This window comes from Pseudokineococcus lusitanus (assembly GCF_003751265.1).
Lineage (GTDB): Bacteria > Actinomycetota > Actinomycetes > Actinomycetales > Quadrisphaeraceae > Pseudokineococcus > Pseudokineococcus lusitanus.
In genome coordinates this window covers 395,338-408,809 of sequence record NZ_RJKN01000003.1, presented here as the reverse complement: position 1 = coordinate 408,809, position 13,472 = coordinate 395,338, and the positions used below count along the sequence as shown (strand labels likewise).

11 protein-coding genes are annotated in these 13,472 nt (G+C 76.7%); 9 read left to right on the top strand and 2 right to left on the bottom strand.

Annotated elements, in window-relative coordinates:
- Positions 1-171: 171 nt before the first annotated feature.
- Positions 172-2,097: a translational GTPase TypA gene (gene typA / locus EDC03_RS07790; protein WP_123379607.1), complete on the top strand. Its 1,926-nt coding sequence runs from the start codon at positions 172-174 to the stop codon at positions 2,095-2,097.
- A gap of 90 nt (positions 2,098-2,187) precedes the next feature.
- Here the strand turns inward: typA and EDC03_RS07785 are convergent, their stop codons facing one another.
- Positions 2,188-3,198, bottom strand: a complete 1,011-nt coding sequence (locus EDC03_RS07785; RefSeq protein ID WP_123379606.1) for an aldo/keto reductase family protein — start codon at positions 3,196-3,198, stop codon at positions 2,188-2,190.
- Positions 3,199-3,270: 72 nt separating this feature from the next.
- On the opposite strand from EDC03_RS07785, the gene mshB reads away from it, so the two are divergent.
- The 3 genes from mshB (at position 3,271) to EDC03_RS07770 (ending at position 6,752) form a co-directional block, all read left to right on the top strand.
- Positions 3,271-4,404, top strand: coding sequence for an N-acetyl-1-D-myo-inositol-2-amino-2-deoxy-alpha-D-glucopyranoside deacetylase (gene mshB, locus EDC03_RS07780; protein ID WP_199720033.1), 1,134 nt, complete (start codon positions 3,271-3,273; stop codon positions 4,402-4,404).
- On the top strand, positions 4,401-4,922 hold the full coding sequence (locus EDC03_RS07775) for a flavin reductase family protein (RefSeq protein WP_123379745.1): 522 nt from the start codon (positions 4,401-4,403) through the stop codon (positions 4,920-4,922). Before mshB ends, EDC03_RS07775 begins: the two co-directional genes overlap by 4 nt.
- A gap of 78 nt (positions 4,923-5,000) precedes the next feature.
- Entirely contained in the window at positions 5,001-6,752 is a 1,752-nt protein-coding gene (locus EDC03_RS07770; protein ID WP_123379605.1) for a VanW family protein, read from the top strand.
- A 28-nt stretch (positions 6,753-6,780) separates the two neighbouring features.
- Here EDC03_RS07770 and EDC03_RS07765 read toward each other — a convergent pair whose 3' ends face one another.
- Positions 6,781-7,815 carry a GNAT family N-acetyltransferase gene (locus EDC03_RS07765; RefSeq protein ID WP_123379604.1) on the bottom strand — a complete coding sequence of 345 codons (1,035 nt, stop codon included), beginning with the start codon at positions 7,813-7,815 and terminating at the stop codon, positions 6,781-6,783.
- A gap of 152 nt (positions 7,816-7,967) precedes the next feature.
- Here EDC03_RS07765 and fdxA point away from each other — a divergent pair, with 152 nt between their 5' ends.
- The 5 genes from fdxA to EDC03_RS07735 all read left to right on the top strand — a co-directional run bounded on the left by fdxA (position 7,968) and on the right by EDC03_RS07735 (position 13,469).
- The gene (gene fdxA / locus EDC03_RS07760) at positions 7,968-8,294 is read left to right on the top strand and encodes a ferredoxin (RefSeq protein WP_123379603.1); all 327 of its coding nucleotides are present in this window, start codon (positions 7,968-7,970) and stop codon (positions 8,292-8,294) included.
- Positions 8,295-8,316: 22 nt separating this feature from the next.
- Positions 8,317-9,534 carry a succinyldiaminopimelate transaminase gene (gene dapC, locus EDC03_RS07755; RefSeq protein WP_277872069.1) on the top strand — a complete coding sequence of 406 codons (1,218 nt, stop codon included), beginning with the start codon at positions 8,317-8,319 and terminating at the stop codon, positions 9,532-9,534.
- 470 nt (positions 9,535-10,004) lie between these two features.
- A complete protein-coding gene (locus EDC03_RS07750) occupies positions 10,005-11,327 on the top strand; it encodes a citrate synthase (protein ID WP_123379743.1) in 1,323 nt (440 codons plus the stop codon).
- A 298-nt stretch (positions 11,328-11,625) separates the two neighbouring features.
- Positions 11,626-12,594, top strand: coding sequence for an NAD-dependent epimerase/dehydratase family protein (locus EDC03_RS07740; protein WP_123379601.1), 969 nt, complete (start codon positions 11,626-11,628; stop codon positions 12,592-12,594).
- A complete protein-coding gene (locus EDC03_RS07735) occupies positions 12,591-13,469 on the top strand; it encodes an NAD(P)H-binding protein (protein ID WP_123379600.1) in 879 nt (292 codons plus the stop codon). The genes EDC03_RS07740 and EDC03_RS07735 overlap by 4 nt, the downstream gene beginning before the upstream one ends.
- Positions 13,470-13,472: the final 3 nt, after the last annotated feature.

The window sequence follows — 13,472 nt, the reverse complement described above, 5'->3', positions numbered from 1 at the left end:
CGCACCACCGCACGGCCCGCGGGCCCGTGCCGCCCCACGGCGGCACGGGCCCGCGGTGCGTCCGGGCCGGCCGGCGCGTCCGGCGGGCCCGGACGCGCGCGCGGGAGGGGGAGAGCCGCGCGGCGCCTAGACTCGGGCGACCCCGACCTCTGCTGAGACGAGCGCACAGCCATGCCCGCACCTGCCCAGGACGCCGTCGCGACCGCGACGCGCGCCGACATCCGCAACCTCGCGATCGTCGCGCACGTCGACCACGGCAAGACGACGCTGGTCGACGCGATGCTCCAGCAGGCGGGCGCCTTCTCGGCGCACCAGACCGCCGAGGGCCTCACCGAGCGCGTCATGGACTCGGGCGACCTCGAGCGGGAGAAGGGCATCACGATCCTCGCCAAGAACACGGGGGTCCACTACCGGGGCCCGTCCGTGCCGGAGGGCGTCAGCCCCGAGGACGGCGTGACGATCAACATCATCGACACCCCGGGCCACGCCGACTTCGGCGGCGAGGTGGAGCGCGGCCTGTCGATGGTCGACGCCATCGCGCTGCTCGTCGACGCCTCCGAGGGCCCGCTGCCGCAGACGCGCTTCGTCCTCCGCAAGGCGCTCGCCGCCCGGCTGCCGGTCATCCTCGTCGTCAACAAGGTCGACCGGCCGGACGCCCGCATCGAGGAGGTCGTCAGCGAGACCTACGACCTCTTCCTCGACCTCGCGACCGACATCCCGGGTGCCGAGGACCTGCTGGAGTTCCCCGTCGTCTACGCGTCGGCCCGCGCGGGGCGTGCGTCGCTGACGGCTCCGGCCGACGGCTCGCTGCCCGACTCGGAGAACCTCGAGCCGCTCTTCCGCACGATCATGGAGCACGTCCCGGCGCCGTCGTACACGCCCGGCGCCCCGCTCCAGGCGCACGTCACCAACCTCGACGCCTCGCCGTTCCTCGGCCGCATCGCCCTGTGCCGCGTGCACGAGGGCGTCGTCCGCAAGAACCAGCAGGTCGTCTGGTGCCGCGCCGACGGCACGCAGCAGCGCGTGAAGATCACCGAGCTCCTCATGACCGAGGCGCTGACGCGCGTCCCGGCCGAGCAGGCCGGCCCGGGCGACATCATCGCCGTCGCCGGCATCCCCGACATCACCATCGGCGAGACCCTCGCCGACCCCGAGGACCCGCGCCCGCTGCCGCTCATCACGGTCGACGAGCCCGCCATCTCCATGACGATCGGCACGAACACGTCGCCGCTCGCCGGCCGGGCCAAGGGCACGAAGGTCACCGCCCGCCTCGTCAAGGACCGCCTCGACCGCGAGCTCATCGGCAACGTGTCGATGCGCGTGCTGCCCACCGAGCGCCCCGACGCGTGGGAGGTCCAGGGCCGTGGCGAGCTGGCGCTGGCCATCCTGGTCGAGCAGATGCGCCGCGAGGGCTTCGAGCTGACCGTCGGCAAGCCGCAGGTCGTCACCCGGGAGATCGACGGCAAGCTCCACGAGCCGGTCGAGCACCTCACCGTCGACGCGCCGGAGGAGTACCTCGGCGCCATCACCCAGCTGCTCGCCGTCCGCAAGGGCCGCATGGAGCAGATGAGCAACCACGGCACCGGCTGGGTCCGGATGGAGTTCCGCGTGCCGAGCCGCGGCCTCATCGGCTTCCGCACCGACTTCCTCACGGAGACGCGCGGCACGGGCATCGCCCACCAGGTCTTCGACGGCTACGAGCCGTGGGTCGGCGAGCTGCGCACGCGCCCGTCCGGCTCGATGGTCGCCGACCGCACCGGGGTGGCGACGTCCTACGCCATGACGAGCCTCCAGGAGCGCGGGACGCTCTTCGTCGACCCGACGACGGAGGTCTACGAGGGCATGGTCGTCGGCGAGAACAGCCGTGCCGACGACATGGACGTGAACATCACCAAGGAGAAGAAGATGACCAACGTCCGCTCCAACGCGGACGAGCTGGAGCGGCTGGTGCCCGCGCGGCGCCTGTCCCTCGAGCAGAGCCTCGAGTTCTGCCGCGAGGACGAGTGCGTCGAGATCACCCCCGACGCCGTCCGCATCCGCAAGGTCGTCCTCGACGCGAACGCCCGCAGCCGGACGGCCCGCGCCGCCAAGCGCTGACGCCGGCCCGCCCCGGACGCCGAGAGGCCCTGCCCCCGACCGCGGTCGGGGGCAGGGCCTCTCGGCGTCCCGGGTGCGCCGGGAGGCGGCTCAGGTGAGCCGCTCCTTCGGGGAGCTGTCGGCGGTGCGCGCCGGGTCGGTGACGACGGCGTCCCCGAGCGCCTCGTCGATGCGCGCCATGGCGTCGGCGGGGATGGTGACGCCGGCGGCGGCGGCGTTGTCGTGCACCTGCTCCGGGCGCGAGGCGCCGATGATGGCGGCCGCCACGTTGTCGTTCTGCAGCACCCACGCGACGGCCAGCTGCGCCATCGACAGGCCGAGGTCGGAGGCGACCGGCTTCAGCTCCTGCACCCGGGCGAGGACGTCGTCGGACATCCAGCGGCTGATCATGTCCTTGCCGCCCTTGGCGTCCGTGGCGCGCGAGCCCTCCGGCGGCTGCTGCCCGGGCAGGTACTTGCCCGTGAGCACGCCCTGGGCGATCGGCGACCAGACGACCTGCGAGACACCGAGCTCGCGCGAGGCCGGGACGACCTCGCCCTCGATGACCCGCCAGAGCGCGGAGTACTGCGGCTGGTTGGAGACGAGCTGGAAGCCCATCTGCCGGGCCAGCTCCACGCCGGCGCGCAGCTGGTCGGCCGTCCACTCGCTGACGCCGACGTAGAGGACCTTGCCCTGCCGCACGAGGTCGGCGAAGGCCTGCATCGTCTCCTCGAGCGGCGTCGCGTGGTCGTACCGGTGCGCCTGGTAGAGGTCGATGTGGTCGGTCCCCAGCCGCCGCAGCGAGCCCTCGGCGGACTCGAGGACGTGCTTGCGGGAGAGGCCGGTGTCGTTGGCCCCCTTCGGGCCGGTGGGGAAGTAGACCTTCGTGAAGATCTCGAGCGACTCGCGGCGCTCGCCCTTCAGCGCCTCGCCGAGGACGGTCTCGGCGCGCGTGTTGGCGTAGGTGTCGGCGGTGTCGAAGGTGGTGATGCCGGCGTCGAGGGCCGCGCGGACGCAGGCGGTGGCCGCCTCGTCCTCGACCTGCGAGCCGTGCGTCAGCCAGTTGCCGTAGGTGATCTCGGAGACCTTGAGGCCCGAGCGTCCGAGGTGGCGGTAGTCCATGCCACCACCCTGCCCCGCCCCGGCGGGGGTCGCGCGGCGGCGTGCGGACGGGCCCCGGGGCAGGATGGCGCGATGACGACGACGCCCGAGCACCCGGCCGAGCCCGACCCCGTCGCGCCCGGCACGACGCCGACGGCGGACGGCGCCGAGCAGGCCGTCGCCTCCGACGTCGCGCAGGACGTGCTGCAGCAGGCCGCCGACGCGCTCGACGACGCCGTCGAGCGCGAGCTCGACCCGGCGGAGGCCGCGGCCATGGACGCCCTCGACAGCCCCCGCCGGCTGCTCCTCGTCCACGCCCACCCCGACGACGAGAGCCTCGCCACGGGGGCCACGGCCGCGGCGGCCGCCGCCGCGGCCGGGACGGCGGTGACGCTCGTGACGTGCACGCGCGGCGAGCGCGGGGAGGTGCTGCCCGCGGTCCTCGCCGAGCACCCCGGCGTCGACGCCGACGAGGACGCCCTGGCCGAGCTGCGGACGGGCGAGCTGGCCGCGGCCGCGGAGGCCCTGGGGCTGGAGGACCGCCGCTTCCTCGGCGCCGACGCCGTCGGGCCGGACGGCGCACCCGTCCGCTACCGCGACTCGGGCATGGCGTGGGCGGACGGGGAGGGCGGCGCCGCGGCGACGGGGACGCGCGCGGTCCCGGCGCCGGACGCGCCCGCCGACGCCCTGTCGCTCGCGCCCCTCGACGAGGTGGCCGGCCACCTCGTGCGGGTGCTGCACGAGGTGCGGCCCCAGGTCGTCGTCACCTACGAGCCGGGCGGGGGCTACGGCCACCCCGACCACGTGCGCGTGCACGACCTCGTGCTGCGGGCCGTCGAGCTCGCGGCCGACCCCGACGGCGCCGCGCCGTGGACCGTCGCGCGGGTCCTCGGGCACGTGGCCGACGAGGCCGTGCTCCGCGACGGGCTCCGGGCGCTGCGGGCGCAGGGGCTGGCGACCTCCGACCCCGACGGCGACCTGCCCAGCCTGGCGGTGCCGGGGGAGGAGGTGGACGTCGTCGTCGACGCCTCCGCCGAGCTGCCCGCCAAGGTGGCGGCGCTGCGGGCGCACGCGAGCCAGGTGGAGCTCGGGGCGTCCTCCTTCGCGCTGACGAACGGTCTCCACCAGCCGCTCTCGGGCGTCGAGCAGTACCGGTTGCTGCGCGGGGAGCCCGTGCGGCCCGAGGGCGGGGAGCCGCTGACCGACCTGTTCGCGGGGCTGGTCTGAGCGCCGCGGCCGTCCCGCCGGGCGCGCCGTGGCCGTCGCCGGACGTCGAGACGTACCGGCGGGCGGCGGGCCGCTTCGCCACCGGCGTGTGCGTCGTGACGACCCGCGACGGGCGCCTGGACCACGCGATCACCGTGAGCAGCTTCGCCTCGGTGTCGCTGGACCCGGTGCTCGTGCTCGTCTGCGTCCACCAGGACTCGCGCTTCCTCGACGCCGTGACGGAGACGCGGACGTGGGGCCTGTCGGTGCTGGCGGCGCGGGCGCGGCCGGCGGCCGCCTGGCTCGCGACGCCGGGCCGGCCCGTCGTCGACCAGCTGGCGCAGGTGCCCCACCGCCGTGGACCGCTCACGGGGGCGGCGCTGCTCGACGGCAGCGTGGCGACGATGGAGTGCGCCACCGAGGCCGAGCACGCGGCGGGCACCCACGTGCTCCTCGTCGGGCGGGTGCTCGACGTGAGCCTGGGGCCCGAGGACGAGCGGCCGCTCCTGCACCACCGGGGCGCCTTCTCCGAGCTGTGACCGGACGGCGCCGAGTCGTGACCTCGGAGGGCCGCCGATCCGCCCGGTGCCCCGGGACACCTCGCCTAGCATCCGACCATGGCCTCGCGCACCGCCTCCCGCACCGCTGACGGCACCGGCGAGGGCGGGCGCCGCCGTCGTCCGGGGCGCCGGGCCTGGCTCGTGGCGGGCGGCGTCGTCGTCCTCGTGGGCGGCTACGGGGCCGCGGCCGCGGTCGCGGCGGACCGCGTGCCGAGCGGCACGACCGTCCTCGGCCAGGACCTCGGCGGCCTCGACCGCGAGGGCGCCGAGCAGCGGCTCGGCGAGGCCTTCGCCGCCGCGACCGCCGCCCCGCTCCCGGTCGAGGTGGCCGGCGGGACGCAGGAGGTCGTGCCCGACGAGGCAGGGCTGCGGCTCGACGCCGCGGCCACCGCCGACCGGCTGGTGGGCTTCAGCCTCGACCCCCGCGACCTGTGGCGGCACGTGGCCGACCGCGGCGTCGCGGTGGAGCCGGTGGCCGACGTGGACGAGGACGCGCTCGCCGACGCCGTCGCCGGGGTCGCCGGCGCCGTCGACACCGAGCCCGTCGAGGGCGCGGTGACCTTCGTGCCCGCCGGGTACGAGGTGGTCGAGGCCACCCCGGGCACGAGCGTCGACACCGGGGGCGCCGCCGACGCGCTGGCCTCCGCCTGGCCGGCGGCCCTCGAGGGGGACGCGCCCGTGGAACTGCCGTCGGAGGAGGTGCCGCCCGTCGTCGACGCCGAGGCCGTCGCCGACTTCGTCACGTCCTTCGCGGACCCGGCGACCTCGGCCCCGCTGCCCGTCGTCGTCGGCACTCTCGAGACCGAGGTGCCGGTCGAGGCCCTCGCGCCGACGCTCCTCGCCCGGGTGGGCTCCGGCGACGCCCGGGGCACCCTCGAGCCCGACGTCGACGACGTCGCGCTCCGGGAGGCGCTGCTCGAGGTGGAGCCCGACGTCGACGGCGACCCGACCGACGCGCGCCTGGAGATCGAGGGCGGCGAGCCCGTCGTCGTCCCGTCGTCCACCGGGCGCAGCGTCGACGCCGAGGCCCTCGGCACGGCGGCGCTCACGGCGCTCGCGGCCCCGGCCGGCGCCGCGGAGCGGGTGGCGCGCGTGCCGTCCGCGGAGGTGGCGCCGGAGGTGTCGACGGCCGACGTCGAGGCGCTGGGCGTCGTCGAGGAGATCTCCGAGTTCTCCACGCCGCTGTCGGGCAGCAACCCCGGCCGCCTGCAGAACATCCGCGTCGGGACGGGCAAGGTCGACGGCACCCTCGTCCGCCCGGGGGAGACCTTCGACCTCAACGAGGTGCTCGGCCGGCGGACCGCGGCCGCCGGGTACGCGCGGGCCTCGATCATCGCCGACGGGCGCTACGTGGAGTCCTACGGCGGCGGGGTCTCGCAGATCTCCACGACGGTCTACAACGCCGCCTTCTTCGCCGGGATGGAGCTCGTCACCCACAAGCCCCACTCGTTCTACATCTCCCGCTACCCCGAGGGGCGCGAGGCGACGCTCGACTTCGACACCATCGACATGATCTGGCGGAACGACACCTCGACGGGCGTGCTCGTGCAGGCCTTCACGGGGGGCGGCGAGCTGACGGTGCGCTTCTGGGGCACCGACTCCCGCGAGGTCAGCACGTCGACGAGCCCGCGGCGCAACATCACCCAGCCGGAGAGCAGCGAGCTCGACAGCGACGACTGCATCCCCTCGTCGCCGAGCAGCGGGTTCCAGGTCACGGTCACCCGGCAGGTGACCGAGGGCGGTCGCACGGTGCACGACGACAGCGACACCGTCACCTACACCCCGGTCCCCGGCATCACCTGCGTCTGACACGGCCCGCCCCGGCCGCCCCGGCCGGTCAGGCGGACGGGGCGGCCGGCTCCTCCCGGTAGGCGTAGCGGTGGTGCTCGGCGAGGCCGAGCCCCGCGTAGAGGGCCCGCGCGGGGGCGTTGCCGTCGGCGACCTGGAGCGCCACCCCGGGGAGGTCCCCGGCCGCGCCGAGCAGGGCGCCGACGACGGCGCGGGCCAGCCCCCGCCGGCGGGCGGCGGGCGCGACGACGAGGTCGGTGAGGACGGCCCACCCGTCGGCGAGGGCCAGGCGCCCCACGGCGGCCGCCCCGCCGGGGCCGTCGACGGCGGCGAAGACCTGCTCCGGCGCCGAGACGAGCAGCCCGGCCGTCACCGGGTCGTCCGGCGCCCCGGGCCGCACGAGCGCCGTCCACGCGGCGTCGGGGACGGGCGTGAGCCGCACGCCGGCGTCGCCACGTCCCGCGACGGCGTCGAGCACGCGCCCGGTGCGGCCGGTGAGGACCGTCGTCGGGCTGACGAGCGGCCACCCGCGGGCGGCGAGCACGGCGTCGAGGCGCGAGACCTCGAGCAGCGCCGCGGCGTCCGCGCGGGCGGCCCGGCCGGCGGGGGCGCCCGTCGCCCGGGGCAGCTGGAAGCGCGGCGTGCTCCCGCGGGCCCGCTGCCAGGCGCCGGCGGCGTGGACGGCCGCGTCGAGGTCGTCGGTGCCGGGGCCCCCGAGCGCGAGCACGGAGCTGGCCCGCCGCGTCCGGTCGCCCGCGGAGCGCAGGAGCCACCGGCCGTCGCGGGCGACGGAGGGGGCCTGCCAGGCGAGGGCGAGGGCGGCCTCGAGGTCGCAGACGCCGACCACCGGGCCGTCGTCGGCGCCGCGGCGGCGCACGCGCGGCGGCACGGGCCGGGCGGCCACGACGTCCTCGCGCGCCACCCGGTGCAGCCCGCCGGCCCGGTCGCGGACGGCGAGGTGCCCGGGGGCGTCCTCGACGAGCTCGCCGAGCACGTCCGTGGCCCCGCCGTCGGGCGTCCGGTGCCGGAGCACCACGCGCCCGCCGGGCGGGAGGTCGGGCAGCGGCGGGGGCGGGCCGGTCACCGCCCGACCGTGCCACACGGGGGAGGCGGGGGGCGGCCGGCCGGGCGTGCCGGGCCCGCCGGTCGGCGCCCGGGGCGGGGCGGCGGGTAGCGTGGCCCCAGACCCTCAGCCCCGGCCCGCGCCGGGGGCCCGACCCGCCCGGAGGCACGTCCGTGACGTACGTCATCGCCCAGCCCTGCGTCGACCTCAAGGACAAGGCCTGCATCGAGGAGTGCCCGGTCGACTGCATCTACGAGGGGGAGCGGGCGCTCTACATCCACCCCGACGAGTGCGTCGACTGCGGTGCGTGCGAGCCGGTCTGCCCCGTCGAGGCCATCTACTACGAGGACGACGTCCCCGAGCAGTGGAGCGCCTTCACGGCCGCCAACGTCGAGTTCTTCGACGACCTGGGCTCCCCGGGCGGCGCCGCGAAGATGGGCATGATCGCCAAGGACCACGCCGTCGTCACCGCGCTGCCCCCGCAGGAGCACGAGGACTGACGGCGGACGGCAGGAGCCGCCCGTGACGTCGCCCCCCGCCGCCGGACGCCCCCGCGGCGGAGGGGCGGCCCGGCTGGCGCTGCCCGACTTCCCCTGGGACACGCTGGCGCCGCACGCCGCCCGGGCGCGCGCCGTCCCCGGCGGCGTCTGCGACCTCTCGGTGGGGACGCCGGTCGACCCCACGCCGGCGCTGCTCCAGGACGCCCTGCGGGCCGCGGCCGACGCCCCGGGCTACCCCCAGGTGTGGGGCACGCCCGCGGTCCGCGAGGCCGTGGCCGGCTGGTACGCCCGCCGCCGCGGCGTCCCGGACCTCGACCCCGACGGCGTCATGCCGGTGCCGGGCTCCAAGGAGCTCGTCGCGTGGCTGCCCACGCTGCTCGGCCTCGGCCCGGGCGACGTCGTCGTCCACCCCGAGGTGGCCTACCCGACCTACGACGTCGGCGCCCGGCTCGCCGGGGCGGCCCCGCTGCCCCTCGACGACGTGGCGTCCCTGCCGTCGCCGGACGTCGACCTCCCCGGCGGGGCTCGCGGGCGCGTGCGCCTCGTGTGGCTCAACACCCCGTCCAACCCCACGGGCGCCGTCGACGGCGTGGAGCGCCTCGCCGGCGTCGTGGCCTGGGCCCGTGCGCACGACGTCGTCGTCGCCTCCGACGAGTGCTACGCCGAGCTCGGCTGGGCCGCCGCGCCCGACGCCGCGGCGGGCACGACGACCGACGCGCGCGGCGACGTCGTCGTCCCCTCCGCGCTCGACCCGCGCGTCGTCGGCGACGACCCCGCGGGCGTCCTGTCGGTCTACTCGCTGTCCAAGCAGTCCAACCTCGCCGGCTACCGGGCCGCCCTCGTGGCGGGGGACCCGGCGCTCGTCCGCGAGCTCGTGGCGGTCCGCCGCCACACCGGCGCGATCGTCCCCCGCCCCGTCCAGGAGGCCCTGCGGGTCGCCCTCGGCGACGACGCCCACGTCGCGGAGCAGAAGGAGCGCTACCGCGCCCGCCGCGACCTCCTCCGCGGTGCCCTCGAGGCCGCGGGCGGCCGGGTCGACCACTCGGGGGCGGGCCTCTACCTCTGGACGACCTTCGACGAGGACGCCCTGACGACGGTCGCCCGCCTCGCCGACGCGGGTGTCCTCGTGGCGCCGGGCGGCTTCTACGGCGCCGCGGGCGCCCGCCACGTCCGCGTGGCACTCACGGCCACCGACGAGCGCGTCGCGACGGCCGCCGACCGCCTCCGCGCCCTCGCCTGACGGGAGCCCCTGCACGAGAACCGCCGTCCACGGCGGATCTCGTGCAGACGCTCGCGCCGGGAGAGCTGCGCGGTTCGTGCCCCACCGACCCTCGTGCACCGACGAGGTCGGCGGTCGGGCCGGACCCGCGGCGGGCACGTCAGGCCGGCGCCCCGACCCGTGCGCGACCCGGCCACGGCGCGCCGAGGCAGTGCCCTGCGCGGGTCCGGCGCGGCCGCCGTGGTGACCGGACGCGGTGACCGCGGCGGACGCTGCGCCGGGCGTGCACCCCGGGCGCGACGGGAGAGCGACGCGGGCGGCGGTCCGCGCGGGCCGTCGCCGCTCGCCCGCCGTCCGTACCGACCGGTAGCGTGCGAGAGAGCGGGAGGTCCGCCCGCGTGCGTCCCGGCACCGCCGGACGCGCGGGCAGCGGGCGCGTGACCACCCCGACCGACCGTCCTGCTGAGCCGCACCGCCGCGAGGAGACGCCCGTGACCGACACCCAGGCCGCCCCCACCGAGGCCGCCCCGCCGGAGGGCTCCGTGCTGCGCCACCCGGGTGGGGAGCTCCCCCTGGCCACCGTGCCCGCCACCGAGGGGAGCGCGGGCGTCGACGTCTCGGGGCTGCTCAAGGAGACCGGGCTCGTCACGCTGGACCCCGGCTTCGTCAACACGGCGTCGTGCCGCTCGGAGATCACCTACATCGACGGCGACGCGGGGATCCTCCGCTACCGCGGGTACCCCATCGAGCAGCTCGCCGAGCACTCGACGTTCCTCGAGACGAGCTACCTGCTCATCCACGGGCACCTGCCGTCGCAGGCGGAGCTCGACGGGTTCTCGACGGACCTGTCGCGGCACACGCTGCTGCACGAGGACCTCAAGAACTTCTTCGACGGCTTCCCGAGCAACGCGCACCCGATGCCGGTGCTGTCGTCGGCCGTGTCGGCGCTGTCGACCTTCTACGAGGAGAGCCTCGACCCCTTCGACCGCCGCGCGGTGGACCAGTCGACGGTCCGGCTCATGGCGAAGCTGCCGACGATCGCGGCGTACGCGCACAAGAAGACGCTCGGCCAGCCGTTCCTGTACCCGGACAACAGCCTCGGCCTCGTCGAGAACTTCCTCCGGATGACGTTCGGCTTCCCGGCCGAGCCCTACGAGGTGGACCCGGCGCTCGCGAAGGCGCTGGACCAGCTCTTCATCCTCCACGCGGACCACGAGCAGAACTGCTCGACGTCGACGGTGCGGATGGTCGGCTCGGGCCAGGCCAACCTCTACGCGTCGGTGTCGGCCGGCATCCACGCCCTGTCGGGGCCGCTGCACGGCGGCGCGAACTCCGCGGTGCTCACCATGCTCGACGACATCCTCGCCAGCGGCGACGACGTCGACACCTTCATGGAGCGGGTGAAGCGCAAGGAGAAGGGCGTCCGCCTCATGGGCTTCGGCCACCGGGTCTACAAGAACTACGACCCGCGCGCGGCCATCGTCAAGAAGACGGCGGACCAGGTGCTCGCCCAGCTCGGCGTCAACGACCCGCGGCTCGACGTGGCCCTGCGGCTCGAGGAGATCGCCCTGGCGGACGACTACTTCGTCGAGCGCAAGCTCTACCCGAACGTCGACTTCTACACGGGCCTCATCTACAAGGCGATGGGCTTCCCCACGCGGATGTTCACCGTGCTCTTCGCCATCGGCCGGCTGCCCGGCTGGATCGCGCAGTGGCGCGAGATGATGGAGGACCCGCAGACGAAGATCGGCCGCCCGCGCCAGGTCTACGTCGGGGAGCCCGAGCGCCCGTACGTCGCGATGGGCGACCGCTGAGCGGGACCGGGGCGCTCGCCGCGCTCCGCTCCGCCGACGGCGACCTGAGGGCCTGGGCGCGCCTCGCGCCGCTGGGCCTCCTGCTCGTCGGCGCCGGGGCCTGCGTCACGGGCGATGCGGCCACGCGCCGCGCCGCCGGTGACGCGACCGGCCGGTGGGTCGCCGCGGGCACGCTGGGGCTGCTGCTCCAGGGCGCGGGCCTGTCGGTCTTCGGGGAGTCCGTCAAACGTCGTGCGCTGCACGACGTCCGCAGCGAGCACGCCGGCGCCGAGCGGCCCGGCGGCCGGAAGGAGCAGCCGTGAGGATCGCCGTCGTCGGGGCCACCGGGCACGTGGGCACCTACCTCGTGCCCCGTCTCGTCCGGGCCGGGCACGAGGTCGTCGCGCTGAGCCGCGGCACGCGGGAGCCGTACACGCCCGACGACGCCTGGCAGCAGGTCGAGCGGGTGGTCGTCGACCGCGACGCCGAGGACGCGGCGGGCACCTTCGCCGCGACGCTCCTCGCGACGCGGCCGGACGCGGTCGTCGACCTCGTGTGCTTCACCGAGGAGTCCGGCCGCGCGCTCGTCGAGGGGCTGCGGGGCGAGGTCTCCCACCTCGTCCACATCGGCACGGTGTGGGTCCACGGCCTGTCGAGCGTGGCGCCGATGGACGAGGAGGACGACCGGGAGCCCTACGGCGAGTACGGCGTCGCCAAGGACGCCCTCGAGCGGATGCTCCTCGCCGAGTCCCGCGGCGGCGGGCTGCCCTGCACCGTCGTCCACCCCGGCCACATCAGCGGCCCGGGCTGGGAGTGCGTCACGCCGGCCGGCAACCGCGACGCCCGGGTGTGGCAGGCGCTGGCCGCGGGGGAGACGCTCCTGCTGCCCGGCTCGGGCGCGGAGCTGATGCACCACGTGCACGCCGACGACGTCGCCCTGCTCGTGCAGCTGGCGCTCGAGCAGCCGGCGGCCGCGGCGGGGCAGGCCTTTCACGCGGTCTCCCCCCAGGCCATGACGTCGCGCGGGCTCGCGCGCGCGGCGGCGGGCTGGTTCGGCCGGGAGGCCGACGTCGAGGTCGTCCCGTGGGAGCAGTTCGGCGCGACCGTCTCGCCGGAGCACCTGGCGGAGAGCGAGGACCACCTCCTGCGCAGCCACAGCGCGAGCACGCGCCGGGCCCGCGAGGCGCTCGGCTTCGTGCCGCAGCACTCCTCGGCCGACACGTGCCGCGAAGCCGTCCGCGCCCTCGTGGACGCGGGCGAGCTCGACCTGGGCGGCGCCCGCCCGTGACCCGCACGGCGGCGGGCGCCCACGGGGTCGTGGGCGTCACCGGGGCGACGGGGCAGCTCGGCGGCCGTGCCGCCCGGCGGCTGGCGGCCGCCGGTGTCGCCCAGCGGCTCGTCGTCCGCGACGCCGCCCGCGCGCCGGTGCTGCCGGGGGCGACGACGGCCGTGGCGACCTATGCCGACGGCGACGGCCTCCGGCGGGCCCTCGAGGGCGTCGGGACGCTGCTGCTCGTCTCGGCGTCCGAGAGCGCCGACCGGGTCGCCGAGCACCGCAGCGCCGTCGACGCGGCCCTCGCCGCGGGGGTGCGGCACGTCGTCTACACGTCCTTCGTCGGCGCGGCCCCGGACGCGACCTTCACGCTGGCCCGCGACCACGCCGCCACGGAGGAGCACCTCGCCGCGGCCGCGGCGGCGGCGGGCGCGACGTGGACGGTGCTGCGCGACGGCCTCTACGCCGACGTCCTGCCCGACTTCGTCGGCGACGACGGCGTCCTGCGCGGCCCCGCCGGCGACGGGCGGGTGGCGGCCGTGGCCCGTGACGACGTCGCGGACGCGGCCGTCGCGGTCCTGCGCGACCCGACGGCGCACGCCGGGCGCACCTACGACCTCACGGGCCCGGCCGCGCTGACGCTGGCCGAGGTGGCGCAGGCCCTCACCGCCGCGGGGCGCCCCGCCCGCTACGTGGCCGAGACCGTGGACGAGGCGTACGCGTCCAGGGCGGGCACGGGAGCGCCGGACTGGCAGCTGCGGGCGTGGGTCTCGACGTACACGGCCGTCGCCGCGGGGGAGATGGCGCGCGTGACGGGCGACGTCGCCGCGCTGACGGGGCGCCCGGCCACGCCCTTCGCCGACGTCGTCGCGGGCCTCGTCGACCGCTGACGG